Origin of the sequence: Streptomyces sp. NPDC000229, from assembly GCF_040300825.1 — a bacterium.
GTDB lineage: Bacteria > Actinomycetota > Actinomycetes > Streptomycetales > Streptomycetaceae > Streptomyces.
This window is the reverse complement of sequence record NZ_JBEPEL010000004.1, coordinates 1-19,655: the sequence shown is the minus strand read 5'-3', so window position 1 is coordinate 19,655 and position 19,655 is coordinate 1. Positions and strand designations below refer to the sequence as shown.

Sequence of the window (19,655 nt, the reverse complement as noted above, 5' to 3'; positions counted from 1 at the left end):
GCCCTCCGTCCGCACCGCACCGCACCGCGTCGCGGCAGGCGCGGCAGGCGCGGCAGGCGCGACGACCCCCACCGTCAGCCGACCGGGACACCCGCCTCCAGGTTCAGGACGGTGCCGCGTTCACGCGCACGCAGCGCCCAGCGGAGCCGTTCGAACCGGTTCGGGGGCAGCATCCCGGACGCCTCGCCCTCGGTGACGAACCGCCAGCCGCGCAGTTCGGCGCCCGGCAGCAGGACGCTCCGGGTCTGGGCGGCGGTGAGCCGGCCGCCGTCGAAGAGGAGCCGGAGGCCGCCGTAGCCGGGCGGCCGGGGAGGTTCCCAGTCGACGACCAGCAGCTTGGGTACGGTGCCCAGTTCGAGCCCTGTCTCCTCGGCCACCTCCCGCATCCCGGCGCGGGCCGGCGGCTCACCGCGTTCGACGACTCCGCCGGGGAACTCCCAGCCGGGCTTGTAGGTGGGGTCGACGAGCAGCACGCGGTCCTGCTCGTCGAAGAGGAGGACGCCGGCGGCGAGGGTCTCTCCGGTCGGTTCCGGCGTCTGGACGATCCCGCACCCTCGCGCCGCCCCGGTGCGTATCGCGTCCGCGATGGTCCGCGCGGTCTCGGCGGGGGTGAGGCGGCTGTTGTCGACGGCGTAGGCGTCGGTGGACAGCCAGCCACCGAGGGCCGTGCGGTACGGCTCGATGTGGTCGTACGCCCACTGCCGTATCCGCTCGTTGCCCTCCGGGTCGTTCTCGAACTCCTCACGAGCGGCGATACGGCTGCGCAGTATCGTTTCGTCCGGTGCCAGCAGCACATGGTGCACGGCGATGCGGCGGGCGGCGAGCCCGCCGAATATCTCGTCGCGGTACTCCTGGCGCAGCAGCGTCATGGGCACCACCAGTGCACCGCCGACCTCGGCGAGCATCGCGGCCGCGGCGTCCACGACCATCCGTCGCCACATCGGCAGGTCCTGGTAGTCGGTCACCTCGGCGAGCCGTTTCTGTGGCAGCAGGTGGCGCAGCGCCCCGCCGATGATCTCGGGGTCGTAGACGGTGCTGTTCGGGATCAGATCGATCAGTTCGCGCGCGGCACTGGTCTTGCCGGCACTGAACGCACCGTTGATCCAGACGATCACGGTTCCCCCTCCTCCGTAGCCCCCAGTGGCTTGCCCGCAACACCCTGCCACGGAAACCCGCCCGGGCACGCGGGTGTCCGGTCACGCACCGAACTGTGGCCGGGCTGTTGCGCTTCCGTCGCGTCCGACGGGGCACCGGAAACGTCTCACTGTACGAAGAGATGCCCGCACGGCCGTAACACACCGGGCCGGGGTGTCGTTGGAGCAGGTGATGGACAGGGGGTGCGCGATGGCACGCACGGTGTTGGAGAGGTTCCCGGCGGGAGGCCCGCGAGGCTCGTGGCCGGCGGAGGAGTTCGCCCAGGCCCGCCGGGACGAGGGCCTGGCGGCGGAGGTCGTCATGGACATCGAGGCGGACGCGTTCCTGGTGATCATCCCGCAGCCCCGTACGCCACAGGGTCGTACGTCACAGGTCTGTACGGCCGAGAACCGCGCACCGCGGTCCCGTACGCCCGGGACCCGCGCCCACGCCGCCGCGCGCTGACGGCGGGTCAGCCGGTGAAGGTGACCGCCGCCGTGCCGCGCTGGGCCGGGGCCGCCGCTGCCGCCGCGCCGAGGAGGCCGGCGTCGCTGCCGGTGAGCGCCGGGGCGACCGTGAGCCGCTGGACGAAGGAGAGCGTGGCGTAGTCGCGCAGGGACCGCCGAAGCGGGGCGAACAGGACGTCACCGGCGCCCGCGACTCCTCCGCCGATCACCGCGATGTCGATCTCGACGAGCGTCGCCGTGGCGGCTATCCCGGCGGCGAGCGCCCGGGCGGCGCGCTCGAAGGACGCCGCGGCGATCGGGTCCCCGACCCGGGCCGCCGCCGCCACGGCGGCGGCCGAGGTGTCACCGTCCGGCCCGGGGCGCCAGCCGTTCTCCAGGGCGCGGCGGGCGATGTTGGGGCCGCTGGCGATCCGCTCGACGCAGCCGCGCGACCCGCACGGGCACGGATCGCCGTCCAGGTCGACGCTGATGTGGCCGATGTGACCGGCGTTGCCGGTGGGGCCGGCGTGCAGGCGGCTCCCCAGTACCAGCCCGCCGCCGACTCCGGTGGAGACCACCATGCACAGCGCGTTGTCGTAACCGCGGGCGGCGCCCTGCCAGTGTTCGGCCGCCGTCATCGCCACCCCGTCGCCGACCAGCTCCACCGGCAGACCGCCGGTCGCCCGGCGCACCCGATCGACCACGGGGTAGCCGCGCCAGCCGGGTACGTTGACGGGGCTGACCGTGCCCGCCGAGGCGTCCACGGGGCCCGCGCTGCCGATACCGACGGCGCCGACGCCCCGCCACAGCGGTGACGTCGCGAGCTCGGCCAGGACCGCCTCGACGGCGCCCATCACCGTCTCGGCATCCTCCCTCGCCGGGGTCGGCCGCTGCACCCTCAGCAGCATGCGGCCGCCGCCGTCCACCAGTGCGCCGGCGATCTTGGTGCCGCCGATGTCGAGAGCGGCGACGAGGTCGGAATGCATCGGTGTCGGATCCCCCGTGAGAGCGTGAGCGTGCGTAGGCGTGCCGGAGCATCGTGGCGCAGAGCCGTACGGGCGCGGGCGCGACCTTGCGGAGCTGCGCTTTCAGACCTCGTTCAAGAGCGGTTCAAGAACGGTCCACCTCAGTCTCCCCCGCGATGACAACGTTGTCCAGGGCCTATGCTCGACGCCACAGCCTTGCACACCCACCCGCACGCCGGACGACGAACGACAGGACAGCGCCCCGTGGCCGAGACCGCCAGCCGCCCCGCCCACCGCTACGGCAACCGGCCCACCATGAAGGACGTGGCCGCCCGAGCGGGCGTGGGGCTCAAGACCGTCTCCCGCGTGGTCAACGGCGAGGCGGGCGTCACGCCCGACACCGAGCGCCGCGTCCAGGAGGCCATCGAGGCGCTCGGCTTCCGCCGCAACGACAGCGCGCGGGTGCTGCGCAAGGGCCGCACCGCCTCCATCGGCCTGGTGCTGGAGGACCTCGCCGACCCGTTCTACGGCCCGCTCAGCCGGGCCGTGGAGGAGGTCGCACGGGCCCACGGGGCGCTCCTCATCAACGGCTCCAGCGCCGAGGACCCGGACCGTGAGCAGGAACTGGCGCTGGCGCTGTGCGCGCGCCGCGTCGACGGGCTGATCGTGATCCCGGCCGGCAGCGACCACCGCTACCTCGAGCCGGAGATGAGGGCGGGCATCGCGACGGTCTTCGTGGACCGCCCCGCCGGGCGGATCGACGCGGACGTGGTGCTGTCCGACAGTTACGGCGGCGCCCACGCGGGCGTGGCGCACCTGATCGCGCACGGGCACCGCCGGATCGGGTTCATCGGCGACCAACCGCGCATCCACACCGCCGTGGAGCGGCTGCGCGGCTACCGTGCGGCGATGGAGGACGCGGACCTGGTGGTGGACGACGCGTGGGTGTCCCTGGGCTCGACGGAACCCGAGCGCGTACGGGAGGCGGCGGCCGCGATGCTCACCGGCCCGGATCCGGTCACGGCGATCTTCGCGGGCAACAACCGGGTGACGGTGACCGTCGTACGGGAACTGGCCGGGCGCGAGCGGCCGGTGGCGTTCGTCGGCTTCGACGACATCGAGCTCGCCGACCTGCTGGGCATCACGGTCATCGCCCAGGACGCCGCCGCGCTGGGGCGCACGGCGGCGGAGCGGCTGTTCCGCCGGCTGGACGGCTTCGACGACGCCCCGGCGCGGACCGTCCTGGACACGGTGCTGATCCCCCGCGGCTCGGGCGAGATCCCACCGGCGTGACGCCCTCCGCACGGGCCTGGGCAGGCCCGTGCGGGCCCCGGTCGGCCCTGGACCACGGCCGTGGCCCGGCCCCCGGCGCCCGGGCCGCCCCCGAAGTCCCCCGGGCTAACCCGGCAGGACCCGATGCGGGCGGCCCCCTGCGGCCCTGCGGGCCCCGGTCGGTCCTGGGCAGGCCCCTCTGCCGCATTGACGCGGCCCGGGACAGCACCTCCGGGAGACCCGGCGACCTTCGGGAGACCCGGCGCGCCCGGCGATTCCGCGCGCCCGCCCCGGCGGGCGTCAGCAGATCGGCAGGCCGGGCACCGGCTGGTCGTTGTCGCCGCCCTGGATGTAGACGTCGCTGACGTACACACCGGTGTTGCCGCTGTCGTCGTCCGTCCTGGCCCACCAGACGTTGGTCCACTCGCCATGGGTCTCGCGGCGGCCCAGATTCGCCTGGCAGTAGAAGTAGTTGGTGCCCGCGTTGAGAATGCCGGCCTCGCTGCCGTCGGCCCGGTAGGACTTCGCCGTGCGCCACACCTGGCAGTTGTACTTGCCACCACCTGTGGAGTGGCAGACGGGCGCGGGAGCCGGGGCTCCTCCGCCGCCGGTGGTCGCCGAGCCGCCGCCGGTGGTCGTCGTGGAGCCGCCGCCGGTGGAGCCCGAGCCGGAGCCTGTCGTCCCCGATCCTCCGCCGGTGGAACCACCGCCGTTCGTGCCGCCGTCCGTGCCATTGCCGGCGGCTGCGGAGGCGGAGGCACGTGGCTTGTCCGCCGCTTTGGAGGACTTCGTGGCCGTGGGCTCCTTGGCGGACGGCTGGGCGCCGGGCTTGTCGTCGGCCGCGGAGGGGCTGCCGCCGGAATCGAGCGGGCGGCCGGGGTTGGGGGCGCCGCTGGGGTCCGCCTGTCCGCCGGCCAGCTCCTGGCTCGCCGCCGGCTTCTCGTTGTCCATGAAGGCGTACGTCCCCCCTCCCCCGGCCAGGAGCACGGCGACCGCCGCCAACGCGACGAGGGCCTTGCCACGGCTCTTGCGCTCCGCGGGAGCCGCGCGGGTCGCCGGAGCCACCTGGGCCACGGGGGACGCCGGAGCCGGGGGCACGGGGCCCTGCGGCACGGCCGGCGTGACCGGCGTGACCGGCGCGGGGCCGAAGCCCTGCGGCTGGTGCGGCAGGACGGTCCGCTCGGTCGGGACGTACGCCGGAGCCTCGCCCGCGGGCCCGGGCTCACGCCCCTCCGCAACCGCCGCCAGCAGCCGCGCCGCGGTCGCCGCGTCCGGCCGCCGCGCCGGGTCCTTGTCCATCAGCTGCCGCAGTACGGGACCGAGGGCACCGGCCCGCTGCGGTTCGGGCAGCGGCTCGACGACGATCGCGGTGAGCGTCGACCACGTCGACGTGCGCCGGAAGGGCGAGGCGCCCTCGACCGCGGCGTACAGCGTGGCGCCGAGCGCCCAGATGTCCGAGGCCGGGCCCGGTTCCTGGCCCTGCGCCCGCTCGGGGGCCAGGTAGTCGAGCGAGCCGACGATCTCGCCGCTGCGCGTCAGGTGGGTGGTGGAGCCGTCACCGGGGTCTTCCATGGCGGCGATGCCGAAGTCGGTGAGGACGACCCGGCCCCCGCGGTCCAGCAGGACGTTGCCCGGCTTGACGTCACGGTGCAGTACGCCGACGGCGTGCGCGGCGTCGAGCGCCTCCAGCACCTTGGCGCCGATCGCGGCGGCCTCGCGCGGGTCCATGACGCCGCGCTCGCCCAGGACGTCGTCGAGGGACGGCCCGTCGATGAACTCCATCACGATGACCGGGCGGCCCTGGTGTTCGGCGACGTCATGGACGGAGATGACCCCGGGGTGGCGCACCCGCGCGGCGGCCCGTGCCTCGCGCTGCATCCGCAGCCGCAGGTCGGCCAGCTCGTGACCGGAGGAGTCCGTGTACGTACGGAGCTCCTTGACGGCCACCTCGCGGCCCAGGACCTCGTCGACGGCCCGCCAGACGACGCCCATGCCGCCGCGCCCGAGCTGCCGGATGACCCGGTATCGCCCGGCGATCAGTTCATGCTCCCCCGAAGACACCGCTGCCCCGTTCCCTGTGTCGTGTTCCCGTCCGAACGCGTACAGAGTACGGGGCAGCTGTGACAGCGCCGACAGGCGCTGGGCTTTACTGGGCGGTGGCCGTCAGGTCACCGCGGCGCGGGGCGGCGAAGCCGTCGAGGTCCGCGCGGGTCAGTCCGGTGAGGCGGGCCACCTCGTCGGTGTCCAGGGCGCCGCAGTCGATGCCGCGCAGCAGGTAGGAGCTGAGGGCCTTGGCGGTGGCGGGCTCGTCCATGACGTCGCCGCCGGCCTGGTTGGCGTACGCGGACAGACGCGCGGCGGCCTGCTCGAAGCCCTCGCGGTAGAAGGCGAAGACGGCGGCGTACCGGGTCGGCAGGTGGCCGGGGTGCATGTCCCAGCCCTGGTAGTAGGCGCGGGCCAGGGCGCGGCGGGTGAGGCCGTAGTGCAGCCGCCAGGCGTCGTGGACCTTCTCGGTGGTGCCGACGGGGAGGACGTTGGTCGAGCCGTCGGAGACGCGTACGCCGGTGCCGGCGGCGGCGACCTGCATGATCGCCTTGGCGTGGTCGGCGGCCGGGTGGTCGCTGGCCTGGTGGGCGGCGGAGACACCGAGGCAGGCGCTGTAGTCGAAGGTGCCGTAGTGCAGGCCGGTGGCGCGGCCCTCGGCGGCATCGATCATGCGGGCGACGGTGGCGGTGCCGTCGGCGGCGAGGACGGCCTGGCTGGTCTCGATCTGGATCTCGAAGCCGAGGCGGCCCGCGTCGAGGCCGTGGGCCTTCTCGAAGGCCTCCAGGAGCCGTACGAAAGCGCTGACCTGCTCGGCGTAGGTGACCTTGGGGAGGGTGAGGACGAGGCCCTCCGGGAGGCCCCCCTGCTCCATGAGGCCGGTGAGGAAGACGTCGGTGGTGCGGATGCCGCGGTCGCGTACGGCGGCCTCCATGCACTTCATGCGGATGCCCATGTACGGGGCGGCCGTGCCCTTCGCGTACGCCTCGGAGACCAGGCGGGCGGCGCGGGCCGCGTGGGTGTCCTCGTCGTTGCCGCCGTATCCGTCCTCGAAGTCGATGCGGAGGTCCTCGATGGGCTCGCGCTCCAGCTTGGCCCGCACGCGCGCGTGGACGTCGTCGGCGAGCTCCTGCGGAAGGCCGAGGACGGCGGCGAGGGAGGCGGCGTCGGGGGCGTGCTCGTCGAGCATGGCGAGGGCCTGGTCGCCCCAGGAACGGATGGTTCCGGCCTCGAACGCGTCGCCGGGCACGTACACCGTGTGGACCGGCTGGCGGGTGCCGGGGTCGCCCGGGTAGCGGCGCGCGAGCTCCTCGTCGACCGAGACGAGGGAGGCGCTGATGCCCTCGCTGACCGCCCCGGTGAGGCTCGTTGCCACCTTCTCCTGCTGACCCATTCCCACACCCTCCAAGTTTCCACTACACGGAATCAACAATCCGTATGGTGAAGTTAATGGGTGGCGATGACATGCGTCAATGGTCGCCCCAACGGCGCGGGGCCGCGCGGTGGAGTCCACCGCGCGGCCCCGGAGCCGTTCAGATGCCGCAGGTCAGCCCTTGCGGGACTTGATCTCCTCGGTCAGCTGCGGGACGACCTGGAAGAGGTCGCCGACCACGCCGTAGTCGACCAGGTCGAAGATCGGGGCCTCGGCGTCCTTGTTGATGGCCACGATGGTCTTCGAGGTCTGCATGCCCGCGCGGTGCTGGATCGCGCCGGAGATGCCGGAGGCGATGTACAGCTGCGGGGAGACCGACTTGCCGGTCTGGCCGACCTGGTTGGAGTGCGGGTACCAACCGGCGTCGACGGCGGCGCGGGAGGCGCCGACGGCGGCACCGAGGGAGTCGGCGAGCTCCTCGATGATCGAGAAGTTCTCGGCGCCGTTGACGCCGCGGCCGCCGGAGACCACGATCGCGGCCTCGGTCAGCTCGGGGCGGCCGGTCGACTCGCGCGGGGTGCGGGAGACGACCTTGGTGCCGGTGGCCTTCTCGGAGAACGAGACGGACAGGGCCTCGACGGCGCCCGCGGCCGGGGCGGCCTCCACGGGGGCCGAGTTCGGCTTGACCGTGATGACCGGGGTGCCCTTGGAGACGCGGGACTTGGTGGTGAAGGAGGCGGCGAACGCGGACTGCGTGGCCACCGGGCCCTCGTCGCCGGCCTCGAGGTCGACGGCGTCGGTGATGATGCCGGAGCCGATGCGGACCGCGAGGCGGGCCGCGATCTCCTTGCCCTCGGCGGAGGACGGGACGAGCACGGCGGCCAGGGAGCCGCCGGCGGACGCTGCCTCGTACGCGGCCTGGAGCGCGTCCACCTTCGGTACGACGAGGTACTCGGCGAACTCGGGGGCGTCGGCGGTCAGGACCTTCACCGCGCCGTGCTCGGCGAGCGTGGCGGCGGTGGCCTCGGCGCCGGAGCCGAGGGCGACGGCGACCGGCTCGCCGACACGGCGGGCGAGGGTCAGCAGCTCCAGGGTGGGCTTGCGGACGGCGCCGTCCACGTGGTCGACGTAGACGAGAACTTCAGCCATGGGACTTCAATCTCCTGCGATGCGAAGAGTCTGGGGGCGGTGAGTGGCTCGCGCGAGCCCTTAGATGAACTTCTGGCTCGCGAGGAACTCGGCCAGCTGCTTGCCGCCCTCGCCCTCGTCCTTGACGATCGTGCCGGCCGTGCGGGCCGGACGCTCCGCCGCCGAGTCGACCTTGGTCCAGGAGCCCTCGAGGCCGACCTCGTCGGCGTCGATCTCCAGGTCCTCCAGGTCCAGGGACTCCACCGGCTTCTTCTTGGCCGCCATGATGCCCTTGAAGGACGGGTAGCGGGCCTCGCCGGACTGGTCCGTCACGGACACGACGGCCGGAAGGGACGCCTCCAGCTGCTCGGACGCGGTGTCGCCGTCGCGGCGGCCCTTGACGGTGCCGTCCTCCACCGAGACCTCGGAGAGCAGGGTGACCTGCGGGACGCCCAGGCGCTCGGCGAGGATCGCCGGCAGGACGCCCATGGTGCCGTCGGTGGACGCCATACCGCAGATGACCAGGTCGTAACCGGTCTTTTCGATGGCCTTGGCGAGCACCAGCGACGTGGCCATGACGTCGGAGCCGTGCAGGTCGTCGTCCTCGACGTGGACGGCCTTGTGGGCGCCCATGGACAGCGCCTTGCGCAGCGCGTCCTTGGCGTCCTCGGGGCCGACGGTCAGCACGGTGATCTCCGCGTCGTCCGCGTCCTCGGCGATCTGCAGCGCCTGCTCGACCGCGTACTCATCCAGCTCCGACAGCAGGCCGTCGACGTCGTCGCGGTCGACGGTCAGGTCATCGGCGAAGTGCCGGTCGCCGGTGGCGTCGGGCACGTACTTCACACAGACAACGATCCTCAAGCTCACGCCGGCTCTCCTACACATCGTCATAACTGGGCTGCCTTGTTGCACGCAGCATAGGCGCCTGATGGGACGGTTTCCGCTCGGGGCGGCGGGCGCCCCTACTGGAATATTACTCGTCAGTACATCTATTGGTTTCCCGGTAAGCAAGCGCTTTGAACTGTGACCTTGCCAACGCTCCGTAACCGGGAACTCTCAGTCCCGAAGAGCGTTGAAGCGCCCCTCGTGGTACAGCAGCGGACGACCCGTGCCGTCCGGATCACCGGCGACCACCTCGGCCACCACGAGGCGGTGGTCCCCGGCCGGAACCCGGGCGACCACCCGGCACACCAGCCAGGCCAGCACGCCGTCGAGCACCGGTACGCCTTCGGGTCCCGAGTGCCAGCGGGTCGGCGCGCCGAAACGGTCGGCACCGCTGCGCGCGAAGGTGGCCGCCAGCTCCCGCTGGTGCTCGCCCAGAACGTGGACGCCGATGTGCCCGGCCTCCGCGAGGACGGGCCAGCTGGAGGACGAGGTCCCTACGCCGAACGAGATCATCGGGGGGTCGGCGGAGACCGAGGTGAGCGAGGTGGCGGTGAAGCCGACGGGCCGCTCCCCCTGGGCAGTGATCACCGCGACGCCCGCCGCGTGCCGCCGGAAGACGGAGCGGAGCAGGTCGGGTGTGGCGCGCCGGGGCGCGGCCTGCCGGGAGGTCGGGGACGGGGCGGCGAGGTCGGACGAGACCGTCATGGAGGGGTCCTTCGGCGGATGGCGCGGGGAGGGGGTCCGTGGCTGCTCAGACACCCGGACAGCGCGCGCTCGCGTTGCGGGCCAGGTCGACATCGGCCCGCCCGTGGAGAAGGAGTTCCTGGGGCACGGCGTCAGCCTGACGATGGATGGCATGCACAGTCAAGGGCGTCCCGGGATGTGCGACGTGCGTCACGGCAGGTCACAGAACCTGCCCGAGCGCGGCGATGACGTCGGCCCTGCGGGGCTGCCCCGCCGCCTTGCGCACGATCCGGCCCTCACGGTCGAGCACCAGCACGGTGGGGGTCCTGGCGATGTCCAGCTCGCGCACGAGGGCGAGGTGCCGCTCGGCGTCGATCTCGACGTGGGCGACGCCGTCGACCATCCTCGCCACCTCGGCCAGCGTGCGCCGGGTCGCGCGGCACGGCTGGCAGAAGGCGCTGGAGAACTGTACGAGCGTCGCCCGCGCCCCCAGCTCCGCTCCCAGGTCCCCCGCACCCAGTCTCCCGTGCACCCGCACCCGGCCTCCTGCCTCTCGTGTGACTGCTTCCCGTGTGACTGCTTCCCGTGTGACTGCTTCGTATGACCGCTTGTCCGGCAGCGGCTTCTTCCGTGGCAGCCCTTTGGGCGGCGGCCTTTCCCGTACCGACGCCCTCCAAGGCAGCGCGGCGGGGTCCCGGAGGATTCCCGAATGCGTGCATGAAATCCTCACGAGCGGACATGACGTGACGAGAATCTCGCTGTACGGAGTCGTCAGGACTGGCCTGCACGGCGCACATGGTGCACGATCGGCCCAGTGCCGGATACCTACGGCTGCGTAACTTCCGCCGGGAGAATCCTCCCCAGGCACTGAAGAAGGGGTCTTCTCCAGATGGCAGAACTCGTCTATCGGCCGGTCATCGGCGCCGCTCTCACGATGTTCAAGGCGCTCGACCTGAAGATCGACACTCAGGGTTCGGAGAACATCCCCCGCACCGGCGGGGCCGTGCTGGTCAGCAACCACATCAGCTATCTGGACTTCATCTTCTCCGGCCTGGCGGCGCTGCCGCAGAAGCGTCTGGTGCGGTTCATGGCCAAGGACTCGGTGTTCCGGCACAAGATCTCCGGTCCGCTGATGCGCGGGATGAAGCACATCCCGGTCGACCGCACGCAGGGCGAGGCGGCCTACCACCACGCCCTGGAGTCGCTGCGCGCGGGCGAGATCATCGGGGTCTTCCCCGAGGCGACCATCTCCCAGTCGTTCACGCTCAAGAGCTTCAAGTCGGGTGCGGCCCGCCTGGCCCAGGAGGCCGGCGTACCGCTGATCCCGATGGCCCTGTGGGGCACCCAGCGGCTGTGGACCAAGGGGCGGCCGCGCAACTTCAAGCGCAGCCACATCCCGGTGACCATCCGGGTGGGCGAGCCGGTGGAGGCGCCGGCCGACCAGTACGCGGGCGCGATCACCCGTCGGCTGCGCGAGCGGGTGCAGGAACTGCTCGAAGCCGCGCAGCGCTCCTACCCGGTGCGCCCCAAGGACGCGGGCGACACCTGGTGGGTGCCCGCGCACCTCGGGGGCACGGCTCCGACGCCGGCCCAGGTCCGCGAGGCGGGCTGAGACGACCACCGGGGGCCAGGGCGCCGGGCCCCGCGGACTCACAGGTCCGTGGGGAGCGTCCTGTCCAGGTGGGGCCGGTCCCGGGCGGCCTTCAGCGCGTCCAGGACGGCCGGGGGCGGCGCGGCGTACAGCACCGGGTGGTCCGTTTCACCCGCTTCAGGCCGTACGGTGAAAGCCAATTGCTCTCGGTCGACGCGGAACTGGGCGTCCACGCCCGGCTTGTTCCCGCGCGGATCCTGTCGCACCCACCCCGGCCGGCCGGGCAGCTTCACCGCCACCAGCCCGTGCAGGACCTCGAACCGCTGGTAGCACAGCGCCGCGGGGATGGACCGGGCGCGCAACAGCGCCACCAGCGCATGGGCCTTGGCATAACAGATCCCGGTGCGCTGCTCCAGTACGTCGGAGGCGCGCCAGGTGACGCGCGGATCGCCGGCGTCCATCGAATGCGGAATGGTGTCGCGGATGAACTCGAACGCGGCCTTCGCGTATGAGTATGCGTCGCCATGCTCGGCGGCAAGACGGTTCACGACCTCACGCACCCGTGCGTGCCGATGGTCGATGACCTCATCAGCGGCGAGGTAGGCACGTAGTTGCGGGACCTGCTGAGTCAGCTCCATGCACGATGACCATAGGGAAGCGGCCGACCGGGGTCAATCAATTTCCGGTCGGCCGCATACCTATTCAGACTCTCCGCAGGCTCAGCCTTGCGCCATCTCTTCCTTCAGCGCCAGGACGAACGCGTCGACATCGTCCTCGGTGGTGTCGAACGAGCACATCCAGCGGACATCGCCGGCCGCCTCGTCCCAGAAGTAGAAGCGGAAGCGCTCCTGCAGCCGCCGGGTCACGTCGTGCGGGAGCCGCGCGAACACCGCGTTCGCCTGCACGGGATAGAGGATCTCCACCCCGTCCACCGCCCGCACGCCCTCCGCGAGGCGCTGCGCCATCGCGTTGGCGTGCCGGGCGTTGCGCAGCCACAGGTCCTTGGCGAGCAGCGCCTCGAACTGCACCGATACGAAACGCATCTTGGACGCGAGCTGCATCGACATCTTGCGCAGGTGCTTCATATGGCTGACCGCGTCCGGGTTGAGCACGACCACGCACTCCCCCGCGAGCATGCCGTTCTTCGTCCCGCCGAACGAGAGGACGTCCACGCCGACCGCGTTGGTGAACGCCCGCATCGGTACGTTCAGCGAGGCGGCGGCGTTGGCTATCCGGGCCCCGTCGAGGTGCACCTTCATGCCCAGGCCGTGGGCGTGCTCGACGATGGCACGGATCTCGTCGACCGTGTAGACGGTGCCCAGCTCGGTGTTCTGGGTGATCGAGACGACCTGCGGCATGGCGCGGTGCTCGTCGTCCCAGCCGAACGCCTGCCGGTCGATGAGCTCGGGCGTCAGCTTGCCGTCCGGGGTTGGGACGGTCAGCAGCTTCAGCCCGGCCATGCGCTCCGGCGCGCCGCCCTCGTCCACGTTGATGTGCGCGGTCTCGGCGCAGATGACCGCGCCCCAGCGGTCGGTGAGCGCCTGGAGGGCGGTGACATTGGCCCCGGTGCCGTTGAACACCGGGAATGCCTCGGCGGTCGGGCCGAAGTGGCTGTGCATCACCCGCTGGAGGTGCTCGGTGTACACGTCCTCGCCGTAGGAGACCTGGTGGCCGCCGTTGGCGAGGGCGATGGCAGCGAGGATCTCGGGGTGGACGCCGGCGTAATTGTCGCTGGCGAAACCCCGTACGGTCGGGTCGTGACGCCGCCGGGCGTCGGTCCTGGCGGTGTTGGGGGTCACGGCTTGGGGGTCAGCCACAGGCGCTGTCCATTCACTTCCCGGGCGGGCTTGTCCCAGACGGCGGCGATCTCGTCGGCCAGATCCTTGACGTCCGTGAAGCCCGCGAACTTCGCGTTCGGGCGCTCGGCGCGCATGGCGTCGTGCACCAGAGCCTTCACGATCAAGATCGTAGCCGCGGCCTTCGGGCCGTCCTCACCGCCCGCCTTGCGGAAGGCGTCGCCGAGGGCGAGGGTCCACGCCTCGGCCGCGGCCTTGGAGGCGGCGTACGCGGCGTTGCCGGCGGTCGGCGTGCTGGCGCCGGCGGCGCTCACCAGTACGTAGCGCCCACGGTCGCTGCGCAGCAGCCCGTCATGGAAGGCGAGGGAGGTGTGCTGGACCGTGCGGATCAGCAGCTTCTCCAGCAGGGTCCAGTCGGCGAGGTCCGTCCCGGCGAAGGTGGCGCTGCCGCGCCAGCCGCCGACCAGGTGGACCAGGCCGTCGATCCGGCCGAACTCCTTCTCGGTCTTGTCGGCCCACTCGCGGGCCGCGCCCAGGTCGAGCAGGTCGACGGTGTCACCGATGACGGTCGCCCCGCCGTGTGCGTACCGGGCGGCGTCGACCGCCTCGGCGAGCCGCTCCGGGTCCGCGTCGGAGGCGACCACGGTCGCACCGGCCTCCGCGAGCCGCAGCAGGGCCGCACGGCCGGCCGCGCCCGCCGCTCCGGCCACCGCGACGACCGCGCCCTCGAGCGGGCCGCCGTTTCCGTTGCCCTTGCCGTTCATCGTCGTCGTCTCCTCCGTACGAGAGCTCACGCGGCGACCTTCTCGGTGGCCTTCTCGGCGGTGATGCCCTTGGTGGAGGCAATCACGTTCTTCAGCTTCTTGGAGAGGGCCTCATAGAACATGCTCAGCGGAAACTCGTCCGGAAGCACGTCGTCGACGAGCTTGCGCGGCGGCAGGCTCAGGTCGAGGGCGTCGGGGCCCTTGGCCCAGCGGGAGCCGGGGTGCGGGGCGAGGTAGGTGGAGACCAGCTCGTAGGCGGCGAGCCAGTGGACCAGCTTCGGGCGGTCGATGCCGTCCCGGTACAGCTGCTCGATCTCGCCGCACAGCTGGTTGGTGACCTCCGGGGCACGCTGCCAGTCGATCTTCAGCGTGTTGTCGGTCCAGCGCAGCACGTCGTGCTTGTGCAGGTACGCGAAGAGCAGCTGGCCGCCGAGGCCGTCGTAGTTGCGGTTGCGGTCGCCGGTGACCGGGAAGCGGAACATCCGGTCGAACAGCACCGCGTACTGGACGTCACGGCCGTGCGGGTTGCCCTCGGCCTCCAGCTTCACGGCCTCCTTGAAGGCGGTGAGGTCGCAGCGCAGCTCCTCCAGGCCGTACATCCAGAACGGCTGGCGCTGCTTGATCATGAAGGGGTCGAACGGCAGGTCGCCGTGGCTGTGGGTGCGGTCGTGGACCATGTCCCAGAGCACGAAGGCCTTCTCGCAGCGCTTCTGGTCGCCGAGCATCTCGCGGATGTCATCGGGCAGGTCGAGGCCGAGTATGTCGACGGCCGCCTCGGTGACGCGGCGGAAGCGGGCGGCCTCGCGGTCGCAGAAGATGCCGCCCCAGCTGAAGCGCTCGGGGGCCTCGCGCACGGCGATGGTCTCCGGGAAGAGGACGGCCGAGTTGGTGTCGTAGCCGGAGGTGAAGTCCTCGAAGGTGATGCCGCAGAAGAGCGGGTTGTCGTAGCGGGTGGCCTCCAGCTCGGCGAGCCACTCCGGCCAGACCATACGCAGGACGACGGCTTCCAGATTGCGGTCCGGGTTGCCGTTCTGCGTGTACATCGGGAACAGCACCAGGTGCTGGAGGCCGTCGATCCGGTTCGCGGCGGGCTGGAAGGCCAGCAGCGAGTCCAGGAAATCCGGCACGGCGAAGCCGCCGTCGGCCCACTTGCGCAGGTCGGCGACGAGTGCCTGGTGGTACGCGGCATCGTGCGGGAGCAGCGGGGAGAGCTGCTCGACCGCGGCGACGACCCGGTCGAGGGTGGTCTCGACGATCGCGCGGGAGGGCGCGCCCTCGGCCTGGAAGTCGATGGACCCGTCCGCCGACTGCCAGGGGCGGATCTCTTCCACGGCATTCTTGAGCTCGGGCCACGCCGGGTGCTCGATCACCCTGGCGTCGGCGGTCACGTCCCCGCCGGCAACATCCTGCACAAGAATTTCCGTCATCACACTTCCTCCACGGGAGAACCTCGCGTCAAGGCACCGTATCCATGGGTGGTTCTCCGCCACAAGGGGAGCAGGAAGAAAATATCCTGCCGACCCCCCGCCACGACCGCTGTTTTTCCTGTCCGGAGTGAGTGATGCAGCGGCATCCACGGAGAAACGTCGTCGGTCGGGAGCCGGCGCGTGCGGCTGCGTCCTGCCCCCAACGACGCGCCCACGCAAGGGTGAAGAGGATCGCGGCACGCCGGGCGGGACCGGTAGGACGGACGGGACCCCTGTTCCCCGTTCCGGGAGCCGTACGCCATGAGCATCCGAGCCGTTCTGCTCGCCGCCCTCCTGACCGGTTTCCTCCTGGGCGTCGCCGCGCCCGGGGCGGAACACTCCGCTTCCCCGCGCGGGACGGCTTCCCTCCCGGGCTCGGATCGTTAGGCTGCGACGGTGCCGCGTGTGGCACGGCACCGCGCGGCAACCGCCGTCGACGGAAGCGAGAAGATCTTGAGTTTCCTCACCATCGGTCATCGCGGAGTCATGGGTGTCGAACCGGAGAACACCCTGCGGTCCTTCGTCCGCGCGGAGCACGCGGGCATGGACGTCATCGAACTGGACCTGCACCTGAGCAAGGACGGCGCGCTCGTCGTCATGCACGACGCCGAGGTGGACCGGACGACCGACGGCACCGGAGCCATCGCCGACAAGACCCTCGCGGAGCTGCGGGAGCTCGACGCCGGGCTGGGCGAGCGGATTCCGGTGTTCGAAGAGGTCCTGGACGCTGTGCGGACACCGCTCCAGGCCGAGATCAAGGACGTGGCGGCCGCCCGGGCACTGGCCGAGGTGATGCACCGGCGCGATCTGGCCGGCCGGGTGGAGGTCTCCTCGTTCCACGACGAGGCGGTCGCCGAGATCGCCCGGCTGGTGCCGGGAGTGCGCACGGTGCTCATCGCCAACCACTGGGGCGACGACATCGTGGCCCGGGCGCGGGCCGTGGGCGCCGCCACGCTGGCGCTGAACATCCGCCGCCTCACCCTGGAGACCACGGAGCGGGCGCGGGCGGCGGGTCTGCGGGTCATCGGCTGGGTGGTCAACACGCCGCAGCACCTGCGGCTCGTCCGCGCCCTGGAACTGGACGGCGCGACCACCGACCACCCCGAGATCCGGCTCACGGGCCGCTTCACGGCCTGACGACCGGCCCGGCCCCTCTCGGACTCCGGCTCGGACGTGAGCGCCGAGCCGGGGCCCGGGCGTCCCGTCCGTCACAGGTGTAACCGGAATGCGCTCGGGAACCCGCGACCTGGATCCAGTCAGGTCTTCTCGTACAGCGTGTCCCGGCCATTACCGGACACCGGAACGGACGCATATGAGCAGCGGTTACATGGGTCCGGAGGGTTACGGCTCCGACCCGTTCAGCGAGTTTCTGGCCCGCTTCTTCGGGGGCGGGGCCGGATCGTCACCCGCGAGTGGGCGGCCCATCCCCCGGTACATCGACATAGGGCGCCTGATGAGCGAGCCCGCGCGCCGCATGGTCGGCGACGCCGCCTCCTACGCGGCCGAACACGGCAGCACCGACCTGGAGACCGAGCACCTGTTGCGGGCGGCCCTCGCCACCGAGCCCACCCGGGACCTGATCGCCCGAGCGGGCGCCGATCCGGACGCCCTGGCCGAGGAGATCGACCGGACGGCCGGCGAGGGCCCGCCGCAGTCCCGGATCGCCGTCACGCCCGCCGTCAAGCGGGCGCTGCTCGACGCCCACGACCTGGCGCGGCACACGGGCGCCTCGTACATCGGTCCCGAGCACGTCCTCGCGGCACTCGCCTCGAACCCGGATTCGGCGGCGGGACGGATCCTGAACGCGGCCAAGTTCGACCCCGGCTCCGTGCAGGGCTCCGGCACCGGTCGCGGCGGACAGGGCCCGTGGGTGGGCGACGTCGATCAGCGGCCGGCACCGCAGCGCGGCACGCCGACCCTGGACAAGTACGGGCGGGACCTCACCGACATGGCCAAGGCCGGCCGGATCGACCCGGTGATCGGCCGAGAGCTGGAGATCGAGCAGACCGTGGAGGTGCTGTCCCGGCGCGGCAAGAACAACCCCGTGCTGATCGGCGACGCCGGTGTCGGCAAGACGGCCATCGTCGAGGGGCTGGCCCAGCGCATCGCCGAGCACGACGTACCGGACACGCTGCGCGACCGCAGGGTCGTCGCGCTGGACCTTTCCGGTGTCGTCGCCGGCACCCGTTACCGGGGCGACTTCGAGGAGCGGCTGAACAACATCATCGAGGAGATCCGCTCCCACTCCGGAGAGCTGATCGTCTTCATCGACGAGCTGCACACGGTCGTCGGCGCCGGCGCGGGCAGCGGGGGCGGCGACAGCGGCTCCATGGACGCGGGAAACATGCTCAAGCCCGCGCTCGCCCGCGGCGAGCTGCACGTCATCGGCGCGACGACGATGGAGGAGTACCGCCGCTACATCGAGAAGGACGCGGCGCTCGCCCGCCGGTTCCAGCCGATCCTGGTGCCGGAGCCGAGCCCCGAGGACGCGGTGGAGATCCTGCGCGGCCTCCAGGACCGCTACGAGGCCCACCACCAGGTCCGCTACACCGACGGGGCGCTGCTCGCCGCCGTCGAGCTGTCCGACCGGTACCTCACCGAACGGTTCCTCCCCGACAAGGCCATCGACCTGATCGACCAGGCGGGCGCCCGGGTGCGGCTGCGCACGCACACCAACACCGACGTACGGGCGCTGGAACGGCAGGCGGAGCAGCTGACCCGCGACAAGGACCAGGCCGTGGCCGCCGAGCAGTACGAGAAGGCGATGGAGCTGCGCGACCGCATCCAGGAGATCACCGAGCGGATCAGGGCGGGGCGCGTCGCGCAGCCGGCCGGTGACGGGCCGGCGGTCGAGGTGACCGCGGAGGACATCGCCGAGGTGGTCAGCCGGCAGACCGGTATCCCCGTCAGCAGTCTCACCCAGGAGGAGAAGGAGCGGCTGCTGGGGCTGGAGGAGCACCTGCGCCAGCGGGTCATCGGGCAGGACGAGGCCGTCAAGGCGGTCTCCGAGGCGGTACTGCGGTCCCGCGCGGGCCTCGCCGACCCGAGGCGCCCGATCGGCAGTTTCCTGTTCCTCGGCCCCACCGGGGTGGGCAAGACGGAGCTCGCCCGGGCGCTGGCGGGCGCGCTGTTCGGCAGCGACGAGCGGATGGTGCGCCTGGACATGAGCGAGTTCCAGGAGCGGCACACCGTCAGCCGGCTGGTCGGCGCCCCGCCCGGGTACGTGGGCCACGAGGAGGCCGGGCAGCTCACCGAGGCGGTGCGCCGCCACCCGTACTCGCTGCTCCTGCTCGACGAGGTGGAGAAGGCCCACCCGGACGTCTTCAACATCCTGCTCCAGGTGCTGGACGACGGGCGGCTGACCGACTCGCAGGGCCGCACGGTGGACTTCAAGAACACGGTCATCGTGATGACCAGCAACCTCGGCTCCGAGGCGATCGGCACCGGCCGCGGCGTGCTCGGCTTCGGCGCCACGGACAGCGGGGCGGAGGACGAGGCGATGCGGGAGCGGGCGCTGCGGCCCCTGCGCGAGCACTTCCGCCCCGAGTTCCTCAACCGGATCGACGAGATCGTCCTCTTCCGGCGCCTCGACGAGGACCAGCTGCGCCGGATCACCGATCTGCTGCTGGAGGACACCCGGCGCCGGATGCGCGCGCAGGACATCACGGTCGAGTTCGCCCCGGAGGCCGTCGACTGGATCGCCCAGCGTGGCCACCAGCCCGAGTACGGGGCACGCCCGCTGCGGCGCACGATCCAGCGCGAGGTGGACAACCGGATGTCCCGGCTCCTGCTGGACGGGCGGCTTCCGGCGGGCGCGCGGGTGCGCGTGACGGTCGGAAACGGGCAGTTGGCGTTCCACACGGAGGAGCCGGGCGAGCCGGGCGAGTCCGGAGCGCCGCGGGAGCAGCCCGGTGGGACGGGCTCGTTGGGCAAGCCGGGGGCCATGGACCGGCCGCCGGGCACGCGGGGTGAGCCGGGCTCGTCCCTGGGCGACGCGGGCGGACCGGCGCCCGCCGCCTAGGGTCTTTCGTTTGGATCAGGCTGGATCAGGGAGTGGCGTCTGGTGCCGTGCATCGCAAGGCGGAGGTGGGGGTCCCCCCGCCGAAGGC

At 71.9% G+C, this 19,655-nt stretch carries 18 protein-coding genes; 6 read left to right on the top strand and 12 right to left on the bottom strand.

From position 1 onward, the window contains the following. Nucleotides 1–74: 74 nt before the first annotated feature. On the bottom strand, nt 75–1,115 hold the full coding sequence (locus ABT360_RS03650; RefSeq protein WP_351810089.1) for an NUDIX domain-containing protein: 1,041 nt from the start codon (nt 1,113–1,115) through the stop codon (nt 75–77). Between the two features lie 229 nt (nt 1,116–1,344). Here ABT360_RS03650 and ABT360_RS03645 point away from each other — a divergent pair, with 229 nt between their 5' ends. Then, nucleotides 1,345–1,599, top strand: a complete 255-nt coding sequence (locus ABT360_RS03645; RefSeq protein ID WP_351810574.1) for a hypothetical protein — start codon at nt 1,345–1,347, stop codon at nt 1,597–1,599. 7 nt (nt 1,600–1,606) lie between these two features. On the opposite strand, the gene ABT360_RS03640 is transcribed toward ABT360_RS03645, so the two are convergent. After that, the gene (locus tag ABT360_RS03640) at nt 1,607–2,566 is read right to left on the bottom strand and encodes an ROK family protein (RefSeq protein WP_351810087.1); all 960 of its coding nucleotides are present in this window, start codon (nt 2,564–2,566) and stop codon (nt 1,607–1,609) included. Nucleotides 2,567–2,860: 294 nt separating this feature from the next. Between ABT360_RS03640 and ABT360_RS03635 the strand changes: the two genes are divergently transcribed. After that, nucleotides 2,861–3,838, top strand: coding sequence for a LacI family DNA-binding transcriptional regulator (locus ABT360_RS03635; RefSeq protein WP_351810537.1), 978 nt, complete (start codon nt 2,861–2,863; stop codon nt 3,836–3,838). A gap of 279 nt (nt 3,839–4,117) precedes the next feature. On the opposite strand, the gene ABT360_RS03630 is transcribed toward ABT360_RS03635, so the two are convergent. The 6 genes from ABT360_RS03630 to ABT360_RS03605 form a co-directional block, all read right to left on the bottom strand. Beyond that, the gene (locus tag ABT360_RS03630; RefSeq protein ID WP_351810084.1) at nt 4,118–5,878 is read right to left on the bottom strand and encodes a serine/threonine-protein kinase; all 1,761 of its coding nucleotides are present in this window, start codon (nt 5,876–5,878) and stop codon (nt 4,118–4,120) included. Between the two features lie 85 nt (nt 5,879–5,963). Continuing rightward, nucleotides 5,964–7,253, bottom strand: coding sequence for a DUF6986 family protein (locus ABT360_RS03625; RefSeq protein ID WP_351810081.1), 1,290 nt, complete (start codon nt 7,251–7,253; stop codon nt 5,964–5,966). A gap of 153 nt (nt 7,254–7,406) precedes the next feature. Beyond that, nucleotides 7,407–8,381: an electron transfer flavoprotein subunit alpha/FixB family protein gene (locus tag ABT360_RS03620; protein WP_351810078.1), complete on the bottom strand. Its 975-nt coding sequence runs from the start codon at nt 8,379–8,381 to the stop codon at nt 7,407–7,409. Between the two features lie 60 nt (nt 8,382–8,441). Next, nucleotides 8,442–9,227 carry an electron transfer flavoprotein subunit beta/FixA family protein gene (locus ABT360_RS03615; RefSeq protein ID WP_351810075.1) on the bottom strand — a complete coding sequence of 262 codons (786 nt, stop codon included), beginning with the start codon at nt 9,225–9,227 and terminating at the stop codon, nt 8,442–8,444. Nucleotides 9,228–9,416: 189 nt separating this feature from the next. Beyond that, a complete protein-coding gene (locus ABT360_RS03610) occupies nt 9,417–9,950 on the bottom strand; it encodes a flavin reductase family protein (RefSeq protein ID WP_351810072.1) in 534 nt (177 codons plus the stop codon). 199 nt (nt 9,951–10,149) lie between these two features. Further along, a complete protein-coding gene (locus tag ABT360_RS03605; RefSeq protein ID WP_351810069.1) occupies nt 10,150–10,467 on the bottom strand; it encodes a TlpA family protein disulfide reductase in 318 nt (105 codons plus the stop codon). A 351-nt stretch (nt 10,468–10,818) separates the two neighbouring features. Between ABT360_RS03605 and ABT360_RS03600 the strand changes: the two genes are divergently transcribed. After that, complete coding sequence (locus tag ABT360_RS03600; protein ID WP_351810066.1) at nt 10,819–11,541, top strand: lysophospholipid acyltransferase family protein; 723 nt, start codon at nt 10,819–10,821, stop codon at nt 11,539–11,541. A gap of 38 nt (nt 11,542–11,579) precedes the next feature. Here ABT360_RS03600 and ABT360_RS03595 read toward each other — a convergent pair whose 3' ends face one another. From ABT360_RS03595 to ABT360_RS03580, 4 genes are all read right to left on the bottom strand, one after another. After that, nucleotides 11,580–12,158 carry a transglutaminase-like domain-containing protein gene (locus tag ABT360_RS03595; protein WP_351810063.1) on the bottom strand — a complete coding sequence of 193 codons (579 nt, stop codon included), beginning with the start codon at nt 12,156–12,158 and terminating at the stop codon, nt 11,580–11,582. An 81-nt stretch (nt 12,159–12,239) separates the two neighbouring features. Then, a complete protein-coding gene (locus tag ABT360_RS03590) occupies nt 12,240–13,337 on the bottom strand; it encodes a threonine aldolase family protein (protein WP_351810060.1) in 1,098 nt (365 codons plus the stop codon). Further along, complete coding sequence (locus ABT360_RS03585) at nt 13,316–14,080, bottom strand: SDR family NAD(P)-dependent oxidoreductase (RefSeq protein WP_351810534.1); 765 nt, start codon at nt 14,078–14,080, stop codon at nt 13,316–13,318. The genes ABT360_RS03590 and ABT360_RS03585 overlap by 22 nt, the downstream gene beginning before the upstream one ends. Nucleotides 14,081–14,106: 26 nt before the next feature. Further along, nucleotides 14,107–15,507 carry a DUF6421 family protein gene (locus ABT360_RS03580; protein WP_351810057.1) on the bottom strand — a complete coding sequence of 467 codons (1,401 nt, stop codon included), beginning with the start codon at nt 15,505–15,507 and terminating at the stop codon, nt 14,107–14,109. A gap of 300 nt (nt 15,508–15,807) precedes the next feature. Between ABT360_RS03580 and ABT360_RS03575 the strand changes: the two genes are divergently transcribed. From ABT360_RS03575 to ABT360_RS03565, 3 genes are all read left to right on the top strand, one after another. After that, nucleotides 15,808–15,933 (top strand): hypothetical protein, encoded by a 126-nt coding sequence (locus tag ABT360_RS03575; protein WP_351810054.1) that lies wholly within the window; start codon nt 15,808–15,810, stop codon nt 15,931–15,933. A gap of 66 nt (nt 15,934–15,999) precedes the next feature. Continuing rightward, entirely contained in the window at nt 16,000–16,683 is a 684-nt protein-coding gene (locus tag ABT360_RS03570; protein WP_351810531.1) for a glycerophosphodiester phosphodiesterase, read from the top strand. Nucleotides 16,684–16,858: 175 nt separating this feature from the next. Next, a complete protein-coding gene (locus ABT360_RS03565; RefSeq protein ID WP_351810051.1) occupies nt 16,859–19,567 on the top strand; it encodes an AAA family ATPase in 2,709 nt (902 codons plus the stop codon). Nucleotides 19,568–19,655 lie beyond the last annotated feature (88 nt).